This is a genomic window from Aquitalea sp. (assembly GCF_030150775.1).
GTDB classification, from domain to species: Bacteria; Pseudomonadota; Gammaproteobacteria; order Burkholderiales; family Chromobacteriaceae; genus Aquitalea; species Aquitalea denitrificans.
In genome coordinates, this window is sequence record NZ_JASLFG010000003.1 from 72,215 (window position 1) to 91,795 (window position 19,581).

Consider the following 19,581-nt stretch of genomic DNA (forward strand, 5'->3'; position numbering starts at 1 on the left):
CAAACAGGGCGTAATATCGTTGCGAAGGGTAAAAAAAAAGAGCGGCCTGAGCCGCTCTTTTTTGCATGGTACAACCCGCAAGGCTCAGCTAACGTGAGAAAGTCGGGTTGTGGTAGTTCGCCAGTGTTTCATCTGGGATAACTCCATGCTGTGTATTTGGTAGGCACGATTGGACTCGAACCAACGACCCCCACCATGTCAAGGTGGTGCTCTAACCAGCTGAGCTACGTGCCTGTCGTCGAGTTGGCAATACTAAAGGCCTGGCCGCGAAAAAGCAAGCCCCTGACCGCATGAATCCGCAAGACAGGCTGTTGCAAAGGCTGCCTGACCTGAAGCACCCGGCCAGTCTCATCCGCCCCGTACATTGACATCTTCTGCGGGGATTTTCCCTGCCACGGCAACAGCCACGCCCGCTTGCTGTATACTAGCGCGCTGATTTTGCATAACAAATACACCCCATGCTGAAGTTTACCGTACACAAAACATCCGGCGGCGCGCGGCGCGGCACACTGGAACTCAACCACGGCACGGTGGAAACCCCGGTTTTCCAGCCGGTAGGCACCTATGGCTCAGTCAAGGCCATGAGCCCGGTGGAACTGAACGACATCGGCGCGCAGATCATTCTGGGCAACACCTTCCACCTGTGGCTGCGCCCGGGTCTGGAGGTGATCGAGCAGTTTGGCGGCCTGCACGAATTCATCGGCTGGGACAAACCCATTCTGACTGACTCGGGCGGCTTCCAGGTTTTCAGCCTGGCCGACATGCGCAAGCTGACCGAGGAAGGCTGCACCTTCCAAAGCCCGATCAACGGCAACAAGCTGTTTTTGAGCCCGGAAATCTCGATGAAGATCCAGACCGTGCTCAATTCGGACATCGTGATGCAGCTGGACGAATGCACGCCGGGCCAGGTGGATCATGCCACCGCGCAGAAATCGCTGCAGATGAGCCTGCGCTGGGCCGAGCGCTCGCGCCGTGCCTTTGACGACCTGAAAAACCCCAATGCCCTGTTCGGCATCGTGCAAGGCAATCTGTATACCGACTTGCGTCAGGAGTCGCTGGAAGGCCTGCTGCAAGTGGGCTTTGACGGTTACGCCATTGGCGGCCTGTCGGTAGGCGAGCCCAAGCCGGAAATGTACCGCATGCTGAGCGAGCTGAACGGCATGCTGCCGGCGGATAAGCCGCACTACCTGATGGGCGTGGGCACACCGGAAGATCTGGTGCACGGCGTGGCCAACGGCATCGACATGTTCGATTGCGTGATGCCCACCCGCAATGCGCGCAACGGCTGGATCTTCACCCAGTACGGCGACATCAAGATCAAGAATGCGCGCTACAAGGATGACAAGAAGCCACTGGACGAGGAGTGTGGCTGCTACGCCTGCCGCAACTTCAGCCGCGCCTATCTGCACCATCTGCACCGCGTGGGTGAAATCCTGGGCGCACGCCTGAACACCATTCACAATCTGTATTATTACCAAGAGCTGATGCGCGAAATGCGCAAGGCCATCGAGGAAAACCGCTTCGAAGACTTCCGTCTGGAGTTCGCCGACAAGCGCGCACGCGGCGTGTCATAAAGCGTGGGAACCTGCCACTTCGCCAAGTGGTCTGAGCCTGCGTTCAGGCCGGAAGGTTGGAAAAGACACGCAGCGTGGCTACAATGGCCCGTTTGTTTCACCATCAACACTATAACAAGGGAGCAAATCCATGCCCTTTATTGACAAGGCTTTCGCCGCTGGCACCGCACCGGGCGGTTTTGACATCATGTCTTTTCTGCCGATGATCGTCATTTTCGTACTGTTCTGGTTCCTGATGGTGCGTCCGCAGCAAAAGAAAATGAAAGAACACCAGAAGATGCTGTCAGAAATCCAGAAGGGTGACGAAGTTATTACCCAGGGTGGCATTCTGGGCCGGGTAGTGAAGTCCGGTGAGCAGTTCCTGACCCTGGAAATCGCCAATGGCGTGGAAATCAATGTGCAGCGCCCGGCCGTTACCGGCAAGGTGGAAAAGGGCACGCTGAAGTCCCTGTAATTCCCCAGCATGGCCGTCAGCCCGGTATCACCGGATGACGGCCAGTTTCGTTTCCTAGCTCCGATATCACTCATGAACCGCTATCCTCTCTGGAAATACCTCGTCATTGCGGTAGCCCTGATCATTGCCACGATCTATACGCTACCCAACTTCTACGGCGAGACTCCCGCGGTACAGGTCTCCAGCACCCGCCAGTCCATTCCGGTGGACACCGCCCTGATGGGCCGCGTGGAAGAGGCACTGAAAGCCCAGAACATCAGCCCGGACGGTCTTTATCTGGACGGCAGCAGCCTGAAGATCCGCTTCAGGGATGCCGACACCCAGATCAAGGCCCGGGATGCCATCCAGCGTGCGCTGGGTGACAGCTACATCATTGCGCTGAACCTGCTGCCGGCATCGCCGCAGTGGCTGGCCGACCTGAAGGCCTACCCCATGTTCCTGGGTCTGGACTTGCGCGGTGGCGTGCACTTCCTGCTGCAGGTTGACATGCAGGCTGCCATCGACAAAACCATGGAACGCTACGCCGGCGACATCCGCCGCGAGCTGAAGAACAAGCAAGTGCGCTACGGCACCATCAAGCGCAATGGCAATGTGCTGGAAGTGCAGCTGCGTGATGCCGACACCCTGAAGGCCGCGCAGGCTGTGGTAAGCCGCACCCTGCCCACCCTGGTGCTGAACAGCGACGATGCCAATTACAAACTGACCGCCACCCTGAAGCCGGAAGAAGTCACCAAGATCCAGGGCGATGCGGTCAAGCAGAACATCTCCACCCTGCACAACCGGGTGAACGAGCTGGGCACGTCTGAACCCATCATCCAGCAGGCCGGCCCCAACCGCATCGTGGTGGAACTGCCCGGCATCCAGGACACGGCCCGCGCCAAGGACATCATCGGCCGTACTGCCACGCTGGAAGTGCGCATGGTGGAAGACGACCAGGGCAAGGTCAGCGACGCACTGGCCGGGAATATTCCGGCCGGTTACGACCTGCTGGACGAGGCCACCTCGCATGGCGACAGCAAGATTCTGGTGAAGAAGGACGTGGAACTGACCGGCGACAACATCAACGACGCGCAAGCGGGCTTTGATGAAAACGGCGCACCGGCAGTACACATCAATCTGGACTCCACCGGCGCTTCCATCTTCCGTCAGGTGACTGCGGAAAACATCGGCAAGCGCATGGCGATGATCCTGGTGGAAAAAGGCCGTGCCGAAGTGGTGACTGCCCCTGTCATCCGCTCGGAAATCGGTGGTGGCCGCGTGCAGATCTCCGGCAGCATGAACCCGGCCGAAGCCAATGACACCGCCCTCTTGCTGCGCGCCGGCTCGCTGGCCGCGCCGATGAACATCATCGAAGAGCGTACCGTCGGCCCGAGCCTGGGTAAGGAAAACATCGAGAAGGGCTTCCACTCCACCCTGTGGGGCTTTGCTGCCATCGCGGTGTTCATGGTGATCTACTACGGCGTGTTTGGCGTGTTCTCCGCCATCTCGCTGGCGGTCAACGTGTTCCTGCTGCTGGCCATCCTGTCCATCCTGCAGGCCACGCTCACTCTGCCCGGCATTGCCGCCATTGCGCTGGCGCTGGGTATGGCGATTGACGCCAACGTGCTGATCAACGAGCGTATCCGTGAAGAGCTGCGCAACGGCGTGCCGCCGCACTCTGCCATCCAGGCCGGTTACGGCCATGCCTGGGCGACGATTCTGGACTCCAACGTCACCACCCTGATTGCCGGTCTGGCCTTGCTGATTTTCGGCACCGGCCCGGTACGCGGCTTTGCCGTGGTGCACTGTATCGGCATCCTGACTTCCATGTTCTCCGCCGTACTGGTATCGCGCGGTCTGGTGAACCTGTGGTACGGCCGCCGTCGCAAACTGACCTCACTGGCCATTGGCCAGGTGTGGAAACCTGAGAAATAAGGACGGGACAGACAATGGAGCTTTTCCGCATCAAACGGGACATCCCGTTCATGAGCTACGGCAGGTTGACCACGGCAATTTCGCTGGTCACCTTCATTCTTGCCGTGTTCTTTCTGGCGACCCGCGGGCTCAACTACAGTGTTGAATTCACCGGTGGCACCGTGCTGGAAGTGCAGTACCAGCAGTCAGCCGACCTGAACCTGATCCGCGATACCGTGGACAGCCTCAAGCTGGGCGAAGCCACCGTGCAAAGCCTGGGCAGCAGCAGCGACGTGATGATCCGCCTGCCCAACAAGCCGGGCACCACCTCGGCCCAGCTGTCGGAAAAGGTGATGGGCCTGCTCAAGGCCAAGGACGGCACCGTACAGCTGCGCAAGGTGGACTTTGTCGGCCCGAGCGTGGGTGAGGAGCTGGTTTCCCACGGCCTGACCGCTGCCATCCTGGTGTGCCTGGGCATCATGGCTTACCTGGCCCTGCGCTTTGAATGGCGCTTTGCCGTGTCGGCCATCATCGCCAACATGCACGACGTGGTGATCATCCTTGGCTGCTTTGCCTTTTTCCGCTGGGAGTTCTCGCTGACCGTACTGGCCGGCGTACTGGCGGTACTGGGCTATTCGGTGAACGAATCGGTGGTGGTGTTCGACCGTATCCGGGAAAACTTCCGCAAGCCGGGCCTGCGTGGCAAGACCACCGCCAGCATCATCGACAATGCCATTACCGCCACCATGAGCCGTACCATCATCACCCACTTCTCCACCGAGATGATGGTGGTGTCGATGCTGGTATTCGGCGGCCCGGCGCTGCACGGCTTTGCCATGGCGCTGACCATTGGCATCATCTTCGGCATTTACTCCTCGGTACTGGTGGCCAGCCCGATCGCACTGTGGCTGGGTGTCAGCCGCGAGCACATGATCAAGCCGACCAAACCGAAAGAAGAAGCGGTGGTCTGAGCCTGACCCTGCATCTGCTGTAATGACTGGCCGGCTTGTCCGGCCAGTTTTTCATCCTCCACAGACCAAACCGGTGTCCCCATGGAAGCCATCACTTTTCTGCTCGACTTCATCCTGCACATCGACGTCCATCTGGCCCAGCTGGTGGCTCAGTACGGCGTCTGGATCTACGCCATCCTGTTCCTCATCATCTTTTGCGAAACCGGCCTGGTGGTAACGCCCTTCCTGCCGGGCGACTCGCTGCTGTTCGTCGCGGGTGCGCTGGCTGCCATGGGCAAGATGGATGTGCACATGCTGGTGCTGCTGCTGACCGTGGCCGGCATCCTGGGCAATACCGTCAACTACACCATCGGCAAACTGCTGGGCGCACGGCTGCTGCAACGCTTTCCGCGCCTGATCAAGCCAGAATACCTGGCCAAGACCCACGCCTTTTACGACCGTCATGGCGGCAAGACCATCATCTTCACCCGCTTCGTGCCCATCATTCGCACCTTTGCGCCGTTTGTGGCCGGCATCGGCAGCATGGGCTACCGCCAGTTCACCGTGTACAACGTGGCCGGTGCGGTGCTGTGGGTGGCCGGCTTCTGCTATGCCGGTTACTTCTTTGGCAACCTGCCCTTCGTGCGCAAGAACCTGGAGCTGCTGATCTTCGGCATCATCTTTGTGTCCTTCCTGCCCGCCATCATCGAGTTCTGGCGGCACAAGCGCGCCGCACAGCGCCAGTAAGCCTTGCCCGCTCCCGCCCGCTGCGGCGGGAGCATTGCCCTACCCTTCCTGCCAGTCCGGCATTATCATCAACGGCCTATGAAACGCATTCACAAGCTCCCTGATCACCTGGTCAACCAGATTGCCGCTGGCGAAGTGGTGGAACGCCCCGCCTCTGCCCTGAAGGAAATGCTGGAAAACAGCCTGGATGCCGGTGCCAGCAAGATCACCGTCGATCTGGCCCAGGGCGGCATCAAGCTGATCCGCGTCACCGACAACGGCGGCGGCATTGCAGCCGATGATTTGCCGCTGGCGCTGGACCGCCATGCCACCAGCAAGATTGCCTCGCTGGACGACCTGGAGCAGGTGGGCACCCTGGGCTTTCGCGGTGAAGGGCTGGCCAGCGTGGCCTCCGTCTCGCGCCTCACCCTCACCAGCCGCCCGCACGCTGCCGAGCACGCCCACCAGATCATCGCCATTGACGGCGCACTGCATCCGGTAGAGCCCGCCGCGCACGCCCCCGGCACCAGCGTGGAAGTGGTGGACCTGTACTTCAACACCCCGGCGCGGCGCAAATTCCTCAAGAGTGAAAACACCGAATACGCCCACTGCGAAGCCACGTTCGAGCGCATTGCGCTGGCACATCCGCAGGTGGAGTTCATGCTGCGCCACAATGGCAAGGTGATCTGGCGCTTGCCGGCGCAAGACATGCAGGCCCGCGTGGGCGCGCTGCTGGGCAAGGATTTTATTGCCGAAGCCATCACGGTGGAAACCGCTGCCGGCAGCATGACGCTGAACGGCTTTGTCGGCTCGCCCACCTATTCCAAGGCCAGCCGCGACGCACAGTATTTTTATGTGAATGGCCGCTTTGTGCGTGACAAGACAGCCCAGCACGCACTGCGCCAGGCCTACCGCGATGTGCTGCATCACGAGCGCCACCCGGTGTATGCGCTGTTCCTGTCGATGGACCCGGCCGGCGTGGACGTAAATGTCCATCCCACCAAAATCGAAGTACGCTTTCGCGAAAGCCAGGCCATCCACCAGTTCCTGTTTCACAGCATCAACAAGGCGCTGGCAGCCACCACCGCCGGTAGCAGCAGCCCGATACCGGCGCAGGGTGACATCAACACCAGCGCCAATGTCAGCGAGCCGCAAGCGGCACTGTTTCCGCCGCGTAGCCCGGCAACGGCAACCGGCGGCGGCAGCCACACCCCGGTGCGGCCTTTCAGCTACCAGCAGCAGAGCATGCCGCTGCATGTGACACGCGAGGCCATTGGCACTTACGACAAGATGTTCGGCGGCCTGCGCGAGGAAGAAAGCCGTCGCCTGGCCGAGGAAGCGCCAGCCCCAGCCAGCCCCCTGCCCGCCATGTTGTCGCCAACCCAGCTGCAAGCCCTGCCGCAAGCCAGCGAGGGCATTCCGCCGCTGGGCTTTGCCCTGGCCCAGCTGCACGGGGTCTACATCCTCAGCCAGTGCGAAGACGGGCTGATCGTGGTGGACATGCATGCCGCCCACGAACGCATTGTCTACGAACGGCTGAAAACCGCGCTGGAGGCCGACACCATTCCGATGCAGCCCCTGCTGCTGCCGGTGTCGTTTGCCGCCGACCGCATGGAAGTGGCCACCGTGCATGAACATGGCGAACAGATGAAGCAACTGGGCGTGGAACTGGCACCGCTGTCTCCCACCCAGATTGCCGTGCGCGGTGTACCGGTATGGCTGCAAGATGGCAATCCGGTGGATCTGGCCCGTGCCGTGCTGAAAGATGTGCGCGAATTCGGCCTCAGCCAGGTACTGACCGAGCGCCGTAACGAGCTGCTGGCCACCATGGCCTGCCACGGCGCGGTGCGCGCCAATCGCCAGCTGACGCTGACCGAAATGAACGCGCTGCTGCGCGACATGGAAAACACCGAACGCTCCAACCAGTGCAATCATGGCCGCCCCACCTGGTCGCGCCTGAGCATGAAAGACCTGGACAATCTGTTCATGCGCGGGCGCTGAACCACACCGGACCACAAGACAGAACACCTATGGCCAAACTGTTTTTCCGTTACGCCGCCATGAACAGCGGCAAAAGCACCCAGCTGCTGCAAATTGCCAACAATTACGAAACCATGGGTAAGCAGGTGGCACTGTATACCGCCGCTATTGACGACCGCTTTGGTGTGGGGATGATTTCCTCACGGCTGGGCATCCAGCGCCAGGCGCACACCTTTGCCGGTGATACCGACTTTTTGTCACTGGACTGGGCCGGCATCAGTTGCATCCTGCTGGACGAAGCCCAGTTCCTGAGCCCGGATCAGGTCTGCCAACTGCACCGCCTGGCCCACACCCGCAATATCCCGGTGATCTGCTTTGGCCTGCGGGTGGATTTTCAGGGCCACCCCTTTGCCGGCTCCACCTGGCTGCTGACCCGCGCCGAAGAGATTGAAGAAATCAAGACCATCTGCGCCTGCGGCAAGAAAGCCACCATGCATATCCGCATCAATGCCGATGGCAGCCGTGTGATACAAGGCCCGCAAGTGGAGATAGGCGGCGAGGCGCGCTATCGCGCCGTGTGCGGTCGCTGCTTCCATCAGAGCTGACCCGCCGGCCCTTGCGCCGCCCGGCAGCCTTGCCCCAGACTGCCAGCCTCTGCCTCGCTCAACCATGACGATACCGCCATGCATACATTCTTCTGGCACGACTATGAAACCTTCGGCGCCGTGCCGCGCCAGGACCGCCCCTCACAATTTGCCGGGGTGCGTACCGATGCCGAGCTGAACGAAATCGGCGAACCGCTGATGCTGTACTGCCAGCCGGCCCCAGACTACTTGCCCGCGCCGGAAGCCTGCCTGCTCACCGGCATCACCCCGCAACACTGCGTGCAGCAAGGCGTGGCCGAGCATGAATTTGCCGGCGTGATCGAGCGCGAGCTAGCCTCACCCGGCACTATTGGCGTGGGTTACAACTCGCTGCGCTTTGACGATGAGGTCAGCCGCTTTTTGTTCTGGCGCAACCTGATTGATCCTTATGCGCGCGAATGGCAGAACCAGTGTGGCCGCTGGGACATTCTGGACCTGGTGCGCGCCACTTATGCGCTGCGCCCGGAAGGCATTGAATGGCCACAACACGAAGATGGCCGCCCCAGTTTCAAGCTGGAACACCTGTCCGCCGCCAACGGCCTGCTGCACGAAGCCGCCCATGACGCGCTGTCCGATGTGCGCGCCACCATTGCACTGGCGCGGCTGATCAAGCAAAAGCAGCCCAAGCTGTTCGACTATTACCTCAGCCTGCGCAAGAAAGACGCGGTGAAGGCACAGCTGAACCTGCACAAGCCGCAGCCGCTGCTGCACATCTCCGGCATGTACGGTGCCGAGCGCGGCAATATGGCCATTGTCTGGCCGCTGGCCCAGCACCCCACCAATGGCAATGAAGTGATCGTATGGGACCTGGCCTTCGACCCGGCCATGCTGCGCGGCCTGAGTGCCGACGACATCCGCCAGCGCATCTACACCCGCACCGAAGAGCTGCCGGAAGGCATGACGCGGCTGCCGCTCAAGACCATCCACATCAACAAATCGCCCTTTGTCGTGGTCAACCTCAAGGTACTGGGCGCAGACCGGGCAGCGCACTGGGGCGTGGACATGGCACAGATTCAGCAGCATGCCGCCAGCGCTGCCGCCCTGCCCGACCTGACACATACATGGCGGCAGGTGTATCGCCGTGAAGCGGGCGAGCCGCGCGATGTGGATGAAAACCTGTATGGCGGTTTTGTCAGCAATAACGACCGCAAGGTGCTGAACAAGCTGAAGCAAATGTCCGCCGCACAGCTCACCGGTGAAATGGCCTTTTTCGAAGACGCCCAACTGGGTGAGTTGCTGTTCCGCTACCGCGCGCGCAACTTCCCCGCCAGCCTGTCAGACGAAGAAAGCCAGCGCTGGCGTAACTGGTGCCAGCACAAGCTGCAGGACGGCGTGGGCGGACGCAGCCTGGCGCAGTTCCAGCAGGAAATGGCAGCGGTGCGCGAACGCGAGCTGACACCAGCCCAGCAGGACATCCTGCAACAGCTGGACAGCTACGCCGCCAGCCTGCTGGCGCCACAGCCGTAAAAGCGGTTCCGGGGCGGGTACAGCTATGCGACAATCCCGCCCCAGACCCAGCCCGTACAAAGACCACACCATGTCACACACTCCCGACGCCATTCTGTTGATGGGCCCCACCGCTTCCGGCAAGACCGGCCTGGCGCTGGCGCTGGCCCGCCATTTTCCGGTGGAAATCATCAGCGTGGACTCGGCCCTGGTGTATCGCGGCATGGATATCGGCAGCGCCAAACCCACTCCCGAGGAAATGGCCGCCTGCCCGCACCATCTGATCGACATCATCAGCCCGCTGGAGACGTATTCCGCTGCGCAGTTTCATGCCGATGCCAACCGCTTGATCACGGAAATCCGTGCGCGTGGCAATATGCCGCTGCTGGTGGGGGGCACCATGCTGTACTACAAGGCCTTGCTGGAAGGCCTGTCCGACCTGCCGCAAGCCGACCCGGCACTGCGCGCCGAACTGGACGCTGAAGCCGGCCGCATCGGCTGGCCCGCCATGCACGCCAGACTGGCCGTGCTGGACCCGGACACCGCCGCCCGCCTCAACCCCAATGACGCGCAGCGCATTCACCGTGCGCTGGAAATCTGCCTGCTCAGCGGCCAGACCATGTCCAGCCTGATTGCCCGCGGCAAGGAAGCGGCGGCCGATTTCCACTGCCTGCCACTGGCACTGGTGCCGGAAGAACGCAGCTGGCTGCACCAACGCATTGCCCAGCGCTTCGACCTGATGCTGCAGCAGGATTTTCTCTCCGAGGTTCGCCGCCTGCGTCAGGACTACCCGACGCTTACTCCCGACCTGCCCTCGATGCGCTGCGTCGGTTATCGCCAGGCCTGGGACTATCTGGACGGACAGTGCAGCGAGGCGGAATTCATCGAACGCGGCGTGGCCGCCACCCGCCAGTTGTGCAAACGCCAGCTGACCTGGATGCGCAGCCTGCCGGTGCTGCCGGTCAGCGCGCAGCGCGCCGATCTGGCCGACAGCGTGCTGCAAGCCTGTAGCGATTTCATCGCCGGCCAGCCGGTAGCGGACACACTGCGCTACACGGGCAGTTTCTGAGCACAACGCTCACACAAGAAAAAACCCGCCGTAGCGGGTTTTTTCTTGTTCAGCCAGACAGCGCTCAGCTGGCAGCCACCAGCTTGATTTCCACTTTCCACGCAGGGTTGGCCAGCTTGGCTTCCACCGTGGCACGCGCCGGCACATTGCCAGCCGGCACCCAGGCATCCCAGGCCGCGTTCATTGCATCGTAGTCGGCCAGGCTGGCCAGGAAAATGGTGACATCCAGAATCTTGCTCTTGTCCGAGCCCAGTTCGGCCAGCAGGGTGTCGATCTGGGCCAGCACATTGGCAGTTTGCGCCTGGGCGTCGGCATCAGTGTTTTCCGGCACCTGACCGGCCAGGAAAATCATGCCGTTGCACACGGCGGCTTCGGCCAGACGGGCGCCCTGCTTGTGACGATAGATGCTCATGCTGCTTCCTTTATTGCTAGGTGGGGAAGCGCCGATTCTACCGCTAAAGCGCGTATGGCACAGTGCTTATGCCTGGGTCGGACGCCCGGCGAAAAATGGCAGAACAGTCTGTTTCAGCAGGCTGGGGGAACTTTTTTGCTGCAATAGCAAAAAAGCCGGCGGGCATGATTGACACCGGTAAAGTCGGAGGACTAGAATCCGCGCATCTTTTTAATTCAGGTCTACTGCCTTGGACTGCCCCAGTCATCAACAAACTGTTTTGAGCTGATCCGGTAAGACCTGCGCCGTATTCCCCCGCCGCCGTCTTGTCAGATCAAGATGGTGCGCATCTGCTTCACCCCCTTTGTTTCACCCCTGTGCACCCCGCCCTACCAGTTGCCCATGCAGCATTGCGCTGTCGCCAAGTCATGGCTTGCTGCCTTGCTTGCGCTTGCAGCCTGATGCCGCATTGCCTTGCTGACTCGGCAGCCTCTGCGCCAGATCCGGCCACAGACGGAAAGGAGCCGCCATGCCATCAGACAATGATCGATGTCCTTGCTTGCCCATGAAATCTTTTTTCACGGGCACTGCCTGATTCGTCTGTAAGCGACATCATCAGGCAGCGTCCGGACCCGTTTCAGGAGCCTGATCATGCACTACGCAATGCTGCTGTCTACAGAACACAAACAAGCCCGGCAACTGCCGGACCACTTTACATTCGCCTGCCGCGATGAAAGCGTATGGAGCTGGCTGTGCTGCCGACTGCGCATCGCCCTGCGTGGGCGCAAGCAGACATAAGCCTGGCCACAAGCAATCCAGACAACAGCGTTTTACCAGCAAACCCGCATTGCCACGGCAAGGAAAGGACAGACATGGACCCCTACCCCAGTAGCGCGGTCGCACAGAGCAGCATGACGGCGAGCAGTACGATGAGGATGGCCTATCGGCATTGATATTTCCTCCCCACGCGCCATCCCTCTCTATGTGACCTCCCCGGCAACACCGGCCCTTGCGGCCTCAATTAAAAATTTTGTTGCACCGACCTCGCCACGACAAACCAGCAGGATGCCTGGATATCTCGCGTTTCATGCCCGCCATGAGAGCAGACATCCATACCCCCTGAAAGGCAGACCCGAGCCGTCGGACCGTGCAGCAAACCCTTTGCAGCAATAGTTTCAGGGAGCAACACATGTCCAAACAAGATAACCGTACCGCCGTACTGGATAGCGCCCACATCGGCGATATCCGCGGCGCACTGGGCACTATCCGTCACAACGACACCGATGCCCGCCATGGCTGGATGGCCAAATTCAAAACCCTGCTGGCCATTCTCGGCCCCGGCCTCATCGTGATGGTGGGCGACAACGACGCCGGTGCCTTCAGCACCTATGCCCAGGCCGGCCAAAACTATGGCACTTCGCTGCTATGGACGCTGGCGCTGCTGATTCCGGTACTGTACGTGAACCAGGAAATGGTGCTGCGCCTGGGTGCCGTCACCGGCGTGGGCCATGCCCGGTTGATCCTCGAACGCTTTGGCAAGTTCTGGGGAGCATTCAGCGCCATCGACCTGTTCCTGCTCAATGCGCTAACCATCGTCACCGAATTCATCGGCATCAGCCTGGGGATGGACTTTCTGGGCGTGCCCAAAATCATCGGCGTGGGCTTGGCAGCCGTGTTCATCATGTTGTCGGCCAGCACCGGTGACTTCCGCCGCTTCGAGCGCTTTTCGCTGATTCTGGTGGCCGGCAGCCTGTTGCTGGTTCCCATTCTGGTGATGGTGCACCCGCCGATGACCCAGGTGGCGCATGATTTCCTGCTGCCGCAAATGCCGGCAGGCGGCAAGCTGGCCGACGTGATGCTGCTGATCATCGGCATTGTCGGCACCACCGTGGCACCGTGGCAGCTGTTCTTCCAGCAAAGCTACCTGATCGACAAACGCATCACTCCGCGCTTCATCTCCTACGAGCGCGCCGACCTGTGGCTGGGCATCGCCTTGGTGGTGATTGGTGCGGTGGCGATGATTGCCTTCACCGCCAAGGTGTTCATGGGCCATCCGGAGTTCGGCCACTTCCAGGATGCCGGTGCCGTCGCCAACGGACTGGCCAAATACTATGGCCGCCTGCCTGGCACGCTGTTTGCCATCGCCCTGATTGACGCCAGCATCATTGGTGCCATGGCGGTATCACTGTCCACCGCCTATGCACTGGGCGATGTGCTGAGCCTCAAGCATTCGCTGCACCGCAAGCCGGGCGACGCCAAGGGTTTTTATGCCATGTACTGCGGCCTGATCGTACTGGCAGCGGCACTAGTGCTGATTCCGGGCGTGCCGCTGGGCCTGCTGACCAATGCCGTGCAGACCCTGGCCGGCGTATTGCTGCCCAGCGCCACTGTCTTTCTGCTATTGCTGTGCAATGACAAGGATGTACTGGGTCCGTGGGTGAATGGCCGCTTCTTCAATCTGCTGTCGGCCATCATCGTGGCGGTGCTGGTGCTGCTGTCCATCATCCTGACTGCCGCCGTGGTGTTCCCCGACATGTCTGGCGAAGTCATCAGTGACATCCTGATTGGCGGCAGTGTGGTCGGACTGGTCATTGCCATTGCGGTGAATGTGCTGCATGCACGTGAAGAAATGGAAGCGGGTGGACACGCGCATCACAAGGCGCACAAGCTGGACCGTAAGCAGCGCTACGAATGGCGCATGCCGGCACTGGAACAACTACCGCCCTTGCAGCTGTCACAGCGCAACAAGCTGTGGATGGCGGTGATGCGGGGTTATCTGCTTATCGCCATGGGCATGGTGATTTATAAAGTCATTGTCTCCATCCTGTGATGGATAAGCGCTTCGATAAGAGCAGTACTGCCCGCTAAAAAAAATCCCGCCAGCCCGGCGGGATTTTTTTTGCAGCCAAACCAGCCCCATCAGGCCATGGCTGTCATCCGCAGGTTCAGGGCAAAACGCTCCAGCGCGGCAATGCCGGACTGCTCGGCCCGCAGGCACCAGTCCTGCAATTCGTGCAGCAGTTGCTCCCGTGTAAGCGAGGAGCGCTCCCACAGCCGGCATAGTTCCTGTCGCATGGTATAGACGGTGGTCAGCGTGGGGCTGTGCTGCAACAACAGCGCCAACTGCTGCTTGTCGCACTCCGGCGTATCCTTGGCGTCTTGCTTCAGCCAGATCTTCATCTTGCGCACCAGATCATCCATTTCCGGCAGACTGACCTGTTCCAGCTCCTTGCGATACACCTCTTTGAGTTCGCGCGCATAACGGGCGGCAATGGCGTAGCGGTTGGCGATGATGGCCTGCAGGTGTTCAAGGTCCAGTTGCGGACGGCTGGCATCCTGTGCCAGACGCGGCGCTACCCGGCGAACCTTGGCCAGATGGCAGATTTCCAGCATGCGGATGTACATCCAGCCGATGTCAAATTCGTACCATTTGTACGACAGCTTGGCCGAGGTGCCGAAAGTGTGGTGATTATTGTGCAACTCCTCACCCCCCACGATGATGCCCCAGGGGAAAATATTGGTTGAGGCGTCTTCGTTTTCGAAATTGCGGTAACCCCACCAGTGGCCCAGGCCATTGATGACGCCCGCCGCCCAGAACGGAATCCACACCATCTGCACCGCCCAGATGGACAAGCCCGCAGGGCCGAACAGCAACAGGTCGATGGCCAGCATCAGGATGATGCCCTTGCCAAAGTGCGGTGTGTACAGCTTGTGCTCGATCCAGTCATCCGGCGTGCCGTGGCCGAACTTGTCCATGATGGACTGGTCCTTGCAGGCGGCGCGGTAAAGCTCCACGCCTTCCCACAACACTTTCCTGATACCCAGGATCTGCGGGCTGTGCGGGTCATCCGGGGTTTCGCACTTGGCGTGGTGCTTGCGGTGGATGGCCGCCCACTGCTTGGTTACCATGCCGGTGGTCAGCCACAACCAGAAGCGGAAGAAATGGCTGGCGGCCGGGTGCAGGTCCAGCGCACGGTGCGCCTGATGACGATGCAGATAAATGGTGACCGACGCAATGGTGACATGCGTCAGAATCAGTGCCGCGACGATGTATCCCCACCACGGGAGATCCAGCAAACCGTTAAGCCAATAATGCATGTGTACGGACAACCTTGAGCGAAATTTTGGGCAATCCTCCATTTTAACCAATTGATCCGGCAGTGTCAGACTGTTTTCTACGGTTCGACTTGTGGCGCGCATGGTGTACCATAGGGCCTCAATCCACACACCCTTCAGAAAAACGCTTGTGTTGCCAAAACGACGTCTGATTATTGCGGGAGCCACTCTGGGTGGCCTGTTGGTGTTCAACGGTGCGGCGGCCTTCTGGGCCGGCATGAAAGCCGAGGACACGCTGGAAGAACAGCACAAGATGCTGGCCAGCCTGCCGCTGTTCAAGGTGAAGTCCCACAGCTACGACCGCGGCTGGTTCTCCTCCACCGAGACCACCGAACTGGAGTTCAACCGCCGCCTGTCCGGGCCGTATGAAAACATGCTGCCGGACAACTTCAAGCCGCTGCTGAACTCCACCATCAAGTTCACCCACCACATCAAGCATGGCCCCTTCCCCGGCCTGTCCAGCCTGGACTTCCGTCCTGCGCGCGCGCTGGTCACCACGGAATTTGCCATGAGTGATGCCACCCGCAAGACGCTCAAGACCTTCTTTGGCGACAAGGACCCGATCACCGTCACCAACCGCTTGGGCTTTGGCGGCGGTGGCGAGCTGAATGTCAACGTGCCCTCCTTCGACTACGAAGAAGCACTGTCCGGCGTGAAGATGAAATGGAAAGGCTTCGACCTGAAGCTGGACTACGCCTCCGGCTACAAGGAATACAAGACCGAAGCCAACTCGCCCGGCTTCCTGCTGGAAGCCTCCAGCAAGGGCAGCCTAGCCTTTGACGGCGTGCGCTATGTGTCCGACATCCGCCCCGGCGTCACCGGCATCAAGCTGGGCACCAGCGAGCTGACCGTGGGCAATGTGCAGCTCAACTGGAAGGATAGTGTTCCTTACAGCATCAAGCTGAACGAGCTGGTTTACCTGATGACGCGCATGCGCGTGGGTGAGTTCATCAACCCGTCCGGTGAATTCAAGCCGTCGGCGGTGTCGCTGAAGAACTTCCGCTACCAGATTGTCAGCAGCGAACAGGATGAATTCATCAATACCCGCGGCAAGCTGGATTTTGCCGAATTCAACTACAACGATCAGCACTATGGCCCGATGCGGCTGGATGTGTCGGCCAATCACCTGCACGGCCCCACCTTGCTGAAGCTGGATCAGGCCATCAGCCAGATTCCGTTCGAAGGCGTGGATCCGGCAGTATTGCGCAAGCAGTACATCGACACCATCAAGCACACCGGCACTCCGCTGCTGACCAACAATCCCAAGCTGGTGATCAACGACTTCTACCTGAAGATGCCCAGTGGCGAAACCACGCTGCAAGGCAGCCTGGGGCTCAATGGCCTGCAGGAAGCCGACTTGAACAACTCCACCGCCTTCCTCAAGCGCTTTGAAGTGGAAGCCAAGCTGAGCTTGCCGCGCAAGACCCTGGAAAACCTGGTGGTGGCACAGGCACGCACCCTGTTCATGGTGGACCAGAGCGCAGAAGTGCAGCCCAATATGGGTGAAGTGGAAGACCTGGCGCGCAATCTGCTGGACAGCCAACTGACGCAGTGGAAAGACGAGAAATACATCAACGAGGACAAGGGGCAGATTTCCACCCAGCTCAATTACAAGAACGGCAACCTGGCCATCAACAGCAAGAAGGTTGGCCTGCCGTGGGAAGAGCAGGAAGACCCGACACCCGATGCCTCGGCCCCCGCCGCCAAGGTGCAGGCCAGTGCCGGCAAGTAGGCCGTTGGCAGATACGACAAAGGGGGCCTTGGCCCCCTTTTTTCTTGCCGGTGCACTCCCCCGGCCATCATGATATTGCTGTCTGACAACTCAGGCGGCGGCACGCCCCGGATGACACGCTTCCATCTGCTGCAGCGTTTCCTTGCGCAGCTGGTTGGCACAGCAGGCGCATTTGCCGCATTCGGCAGCCACACCCAGTTCCGCCCGCAGGTCACACATGCGCGTGGCACCGTCTTCCACCGCCTGACGGATCTGGCTGTCGGTTACCGCATTGCACAAGCAGACATACATGGCCAAAACCTTGAATGAGAATAATTCTCTATATAGTATTTTCAAATAATAACGATTGTCAATTAGATTAAGGACAGGCAGATGCAATGGAAGCCAAATACCACAGTAGCCACCATCGTAGAGTGTGATGGCCGCTACCTGATGGTGGAAGAAGAAACCGAGCAGGGCCTGCGTTTCAATCAACCAGCCGGTCATCTGGAACACGGTGAAACCCTGTTTGCCGCCGCCCTGCGCGAGACGCGCGAGGAAACCGGCTGGGAGGTGGAATTACAACACCTGGTGGGCATCTACATGGTGGACAAGCCGGATAGTGACATTACCTGGCTGCGTTTTGCCTTTGCCGCGCGTGCGGTGCAACATCACCCGACAGAAAAACTGGATGCAGGGATTGTCAGCGCGCACTGGCTTACTTACGATGAAATCGCCGCCCGCCTGTCGCAACACCGCAGCCCGGTTGTCATGCAATGTCTGGATGACTACCGGCTGGGACAACGTTTTGCCCTGGACCTGATTCACCATCAACCCTGAAGCTGGCGGCAAGGGAGGAAACCTTGCGCCACCTTCACCTGCTGCTGCGCCGTTGCCTGTGGCTTGGCATGCTGCTTGCCGCCGGGACGCTGCATGCGGACCCCTTGCAGCTCTGTTATGATTACGGCTGCGCCAAACAGCTGGAAGTGGAAGTTTCCGAGGAAGCCCGCGACTGGCTGGCCCGGCTGTTTGATCATGCGCCGGATGCCAGCAGCGAACGCGAGCAGATCCAGCGTGCCGTACAGGCGCTGTACTGGCTGTCGGCACAAGACAGCCCGCTGTGGCATGACAAGGGCGGCGACCGCTTCGACAACGATGCCGATGGCCGCATGGACTGCATCGATCACAGCCATAACGACTCAGCCTTCCTGCAGTTCCTGGCAACCCAGGGCTGGCTGCATTTTCACCGGGTCGACCCCATTGTGCGCCGCACCCGCTGGCTGGTGACCCAACACTTTGCCAGCCATATCACCGAGCAGGACACCGGCCAGGAATGGGTGGTGGACAGCTGGTTCAATTCATTCGGGGAACCGCCCGTGGTGGTGCCCCTGGCTCTCTGGAAAGAAGGATTTTCCCCGTGACGGGTAAGAAACGTATTGTCGTCGGCATGTCCGGCGGTGTGGATTCGTCGGTAACCGCCTGGCTGCTCAAGCAACAGGGCCATGAAGTCATCGGCGTATTCATGCAGAACTGGGAAGACGACAACGACGACGAATATTGCTCCATCAAGCAGGATGCACTGGATGCCATGAGCGTGGCCGACATCGTCGGCATCGACATGGAAATCGTCAATTTCGCCAAGGAATACAAGGACCGCGTGTTCTCGTACTTCCTCAAGGAATACTCGGCTGGCCGCACCCCCAATCCGGATGTGCTGTGCAATGCCGAAATCAAGTTCAAGGCCTTTCTGGACTACGCACTGGAACTGGGTGCCGACTGCATCGCCACCGGTCACTACGCGCGCAAGATGGAAAAGGACGGGCTGCACTACCTGATGAAGGCGGTGGACCACACCAAGGACCAAAGCTACTTCCTGTACCGCTTGCAGCAACACCAGCTGGCAAAAGCCATCTTCCCGCTGGGCGACATCCGCAAGACCGAAGTGCGCAAGCTGGCCGAGGAAGCCGGCCTGCCGACTGCTGCCAAGAAGGACTCCACCGGCATCTGCTTTATCGGCGAGCGTCCGTTCCGCGAGTTCCTGCAACGTTATCTGCCCACCCAGCCGGGCCCGATGGTGACGGCTGAGGGCAAGGTGGTGGGCGAGCACATGGGCCTGATGTACTACACACTAGGTCAGCGCAAGGGCCTGACCATTGGCGGCAGCAAGGATGGCAGTGGCGAGCCGTGGTTTGTTGCCGGCAAGGATATTCCGGGCAACAAGCTGATCGTGGTGCAGGGGCATGATCACCCGCTGCTGCTCAAGCCCACGCTGGCGATGAGCGATTTGTCCTGGACGCTGAACGGCGCACCGGCAGCCGGCGAATACGCAGCCAAGAACCGCTATCGCATGGCCGATGCTGCCTGTTCGCTGTCGCCGGTAGTGGATGGCCAGGCCACCCTCACCTTCCGCGAAAAGCAGTGGGCGGTGACGCCGGGCCAGTCTGCCGTGCTGTACGACGGTGATATCTGTCTGGGTGGCGGCATCATCCAGTAAATCACCGGCTGCCTCAGCGGTACTAGCTATTGCGGAAATGTGCAATGGCTATTTAGGTCATTGCATATCGCTTCAATCATTGCTCAGAATCGTCGATTCTATTGGCCACCACCATTCATGGTGGCATGGCCCG

Annotated in this window: 18 protein-coding genes and 1 tRNA gene; 15 read left to right on the forward strand and 4 right to left on the reverse strand. The window is 60.2% G+C overall.

Annotation, left to right across the window (positions count from 1 at the left end; translation table 11 throughout):
• Positions 1-157: 157 nt before the first annotated feature.
• A tRNA-Val gene (locus QVF59_RS01085) sits at positions 158-234 on the reverse strand.
• A 224-nt stretch (positions 235-458) separates the two neighbouring features.
• Here QVF59_RS01085 and tgt point away from each other — a divergent pair.
• The 9 genes from tgt to miaA all read left to right on the forward strand — a co-directional run bounded on the left by tgt (position 459) and on the right by miaA (position 10,736).
• Positions 459-1,574 (forward strand): tRNA guanosine(34) transglycosylase Tgt, encoded by a 1,116-nt coding sequence (gene tgt, locus QVF59_RS01090; protein ID WP_287876841.1) that lies wholly within the window; start codon positions 459-461, stop codon positions 1,572-1,574.
• 130 nt (positions 1,575-1,704) lie between these two features.
• Complete coding sequence (gene yajC / locus QVF59_RS01095; protein ID WP_159875678.1) at positions 1,705-2,028, forward strand: preprotein translocase subunit YajC; 324 nt, start codon at positions 1,705-1,707, stop codon at positions 2,026-2,028.
• Positions 2,029-2,100: 72 nt separating this feature from the next.
• Complete coding sequence (gene secD / locus QVF59_RS01100) at positions 2,101-3,942, forward strand: protein translocase subunit SecD (protein ID WP_287876844.1); 1,842 nt, start codon at positions 2,101-2,103, stop codon at positions 3,940-3,942.
• Positions 3,943-3,956: 14 nt separating this feature from the next.
• Entirely contained in the window at positions 3,957-4,892 is a 936-nt protein-coding gene (gene secF, locus QVF59_RS01105; protein WP_159875676.1) for a protein translocase subunit SecF, read from the forward strand.
• An 81-nt stretch (positions 4,893-4,973) separates the two neighbouring features.
• Positions 4,974-5,618, forward strand: a complete 645-nt coding sequence (locus tag QVF59_RS01110) for a DedA family protein (protein ID WP_045845179.1) — start codon at positions 4,974-4,976, stop codon at positions 5,616-5,618.
• A 78-nt stretch (positions 5,619-5,696) separates the two neighbouring features.
• Positions 5,697-7,598 (forward strand): DNA mismatch repair endonuclease MutL, encoded by a 1,902-nt coding sequence (gene mutL / locus QVF59_RS01115; RefSeq protein ID WP_287876847.1) that lies wholly within the window; start codon positions 5,697-5,699, stop codon positions 7,596-7,598.
• A 29-nt stretch (positions 7,599-7,627) separates the two neighbouring features.
• Positions 7,628-8,182, forward strand: coding sequence for a thymidine kinase (locus QVF59_RS01120; RefSeq protein ID WP_287876849.1), 555 nt, complete (start codon positions 7,628-7,630; stop codon positions 8,180-8,182).
• A 78-nt stretch (positions 8,183-8,260) separates the two neighbouring features.
• A complete protein-coding gene (sbcB, locus tag QVF59_RS01125; protein WP_287876851.1) occupies positions 8,261-9,688 on the forward strand; it encodes an exodeoxyribonuclease I in 1,428 nt (475 codons plus the stop codon).
• Positions 9,689-9,758: 70 nt separating this feature from the next.
• Positions 9,759-10,736, forward strand: a complete 978-nt coding sequence (miaA, locus tag QVF59_RS01130) for a tRNA (adenosine(37)-N6)-dimethylallyltransferase MiaA (RefSeq protein ID WP_287876853.1) — start codon at positions 9,759-9,761, stop codon at positions 10,734-10,736.
• Between the two features lie 64 nt (positions 10,737-10,800).
• Here miaA and QVF59_RS01135 read toward each other — a convergent pair whose 3' ends face one another.
• Positions 10,801-11,148, reverse strand: a complete 348-nt coding sequence (locus QVF59_RS01135; protein ID WP_062788479.1) for a RidA family protein — start codon at positions 11,146-11,148, stop codon at positions 10,801-10,803.
• Positions 11,149-11,778: 630 nt separating this feature from the next.
• Here QVF59_RS01135 and QVF59_RS01140 point away from each other — a divergent pair.
• Positions 11,779-11,925 carry a hypothetical protein gene (locus QVF59_RS01140; protein WP_159875670.1) on the forward strand — a complete coding sequence of 49 codons (147 nt, stop codon included), beginning with the start codon at positions 11,779-11,781 and terminating at the stop codon, positions 11,923-11,925.
• A 391-nt stretch (positions 11,926-12,316) separates the two neighbouring features.
• Positions 12,317-13,957: an Nramp family divalent metal transporter gene (locus tag QVF59_RS01145; protein WP_287876859.1), complete on the forward strand. Its 1,641-nt coding sequence runs from the start codon at positions 12,317-12,319 to the stop codon at positions 13,955-13,957.
• A gap of 89 nt (positions 13,958-14,046) precedes the next feature.
• Here QVF59_RS01145 and QVF59_RS01150 read toward each other — a convergent pair whose 3' ends face one another.
• The gene (locus QVF59_RS01150; RefSeq protein WP_287876861.1) at positions 14,047-15,225 is read right to left on the reverse strand and encodes a DesA family fatty acid desaturase; all 1,179 of its coding nucleotides are present in this window, start codon (positions 15,223-15,225) and stop codon (positions 14,047-14,049) included.
• Between the two features lie 148 nt (positions 15,226-15,373).
• On the opposite strand from QVF59_RS01150, the gene QVF59_RS01155 reads away from it, so the two are divergent.
• A complete protein-coding gene (locus QVF59_RS01155) occupies positions 15,374-16,975 on the forward strand; it encodes a YdgA family protein (protein ID WP_287876863.1) in 1,602 nt (533 codons plus the stop codon).
• 90 nt (positions 16,976-17,065) lie between these two features.
• Here QVF59_RS01155 and QVF59_RS01160 read toward each other — a convergent pair whose 3' ends face one another.
• Entirely contained in the window at positions 17,066-17,266 is a 201-nt protein-coding gene (locus tag QVF59_RS01160) for a (2Fe-2S)-binding protein (RefSeq protein WP_159875666.1), read from the reverse strand.
• An 81-nt stretch (positions 17,267-17,347) separates the two neighbouring features.
• Between QVF59_RS01160 and QVF59_RS01165 the strand changes: the two genes are divergently transcribed.
• The 3 genes from QVF59_RS01165 to mnmA are packed head-to-tail and all read left to right on the forward strand — an operon-like array spanning position 17,348 to position 19,448.
• Complete coding sequence (locus QVF59_RS01165; RefSeq protein ID WP_159875665.1) at positions 17,348-17,794, forward strand: NUDIX hydrolase; 447 nt, start codon at positions 17,348-17,350, stop codon at positions 17,792-17,794.
• A gap of 23 nt (positions 17,795-17,817) precedes the next feature.
• Positions 17,818-18,375 (forward strand): hypothetical protein, encoded by a 558-nt coding sequence (locus QVF59_RS01170; protein WP_287876866.1) that lies wholly within the window; start codon positions 17,818-17,820, stop codon positions 18,373-18,375.
• Positions 18,372-19,448, forward strand: a complete 1,077-nt coding sequence (gene mnmA / locus QVF59_RS01175) for a tRNA 2-thiouridine(34) synthase MnmA (RefSeq protein ID WP_287876868.1) — start codon at positions 18,372-18,374, stop codon at positions 19,446-19,448. The genes QVF59_RS01170 and mnmA overlap by 4 nt, the downstream gene beginning before the upstream one ends.
• The last annotated feature ends 133 nt before the right edge of the window (positions 19,449-19,581 follow it).

Bases quoted from the DNA above. Each gene is read 5' to 3' on its own strand.
- tgt (WP_287876841.1), top strand. From the start codon at position 459: ATGCTGAAGTTTACCGTACACAAAACATCCGGCGGCGCGCGGCGCGGC.
- yajC (WP_159875678.1), top strand. From the start codon at position 1,705: ATGCCCTTTATTGACAAGGCTTTCGCCGCTGGCACCGCACCGGGCGGT.
- secD (WP_287876844.1), top strand. From the start codon at position 2,101: ATGAACCGCTATCCTCTCTGGAAATACCTCGTCATTGCGGTAGCCCTG.
- secF (WP_159875676.1), top strand. From the start codon at position 3,957: ATGGAGCTTTTCCGCATCAAACGGGACATCCCGTTCATGAGCTACGGC.
- QVF59_RS01110 (WP_045845179.1), top strand. From the start codon at position 4,974: ATGGAAGCCATCACTTTTCTGCTCGACTTCATCCTGCACATCGACGTC.
- mutL (WP_287876847.1), top strand. From the start codon at position 5,697: ATGAAACGCATTCACAAGCTCCCTGATCACCTGGTCAACCAGATTGCC.
- QVF59_RS01120 (WP_287876849.1), top strand. From the start codon at position 7,628: ATGGCCAAACTGTTTTTCCGTTACGCCGCCATGAACAGCGGCAAAAGC.
- sbcB (WP_287876851.1), top strand. From the start codon at position 8,261: ATGCATACATTCTTCTGGCACGACTATGAAACCTTCGGCGCCGTGCCG.
- miaA (WP_287876853.1), top strand. From the start codon at position 9,759: ATGTCACACACTCCCGACGCCATTCTGTTGATGGGCCCCACCGCTTCC.
- QVF59_RS01135 (WP_062788479.1), bottom strand. From the start codon at position 11,148: ATGAGCATCTATCGTCACAAGCAGGGCGCCCGTCTGGCCGAAGCCGCC.
- QVF59_RS01140 (WP_159875670.1), top strand. From the start codon at position 11,779: ATGCACTACGCAATGCTGCTGTCTACAGAACACAAACAAGCCCGGCAA.
- QVF59_RS01145 (WP_287876859.1), top strand. From the start codon at position 12,317: ATGTCCAAACAAGATAACCGTACCGCCGTACTGGATAGCGCCCACATC.
- QVF59_RS01150 (WP_287876861.1), bottom strand. From the start codon at position 15,225: ATGCATTATTGGCTTAACGGTTTGCTGGATCTCCCGTGGTGGGGATAC.
- QVF59_RS01160 (WP_159875666.1), bottom strand. From the start codon at position 17,266: ATGTATGTCTGCTTGTGCAATGCGGTAACCGACAGCCAGATCCGTCAG.
- QVF59_RS01165 (WP_159875665.1), top strand. From the start codon at position 17,348: ATGCAATGGAAGCCAAATACCACAGTAGCCACCATCGTAGAGTGTGAT.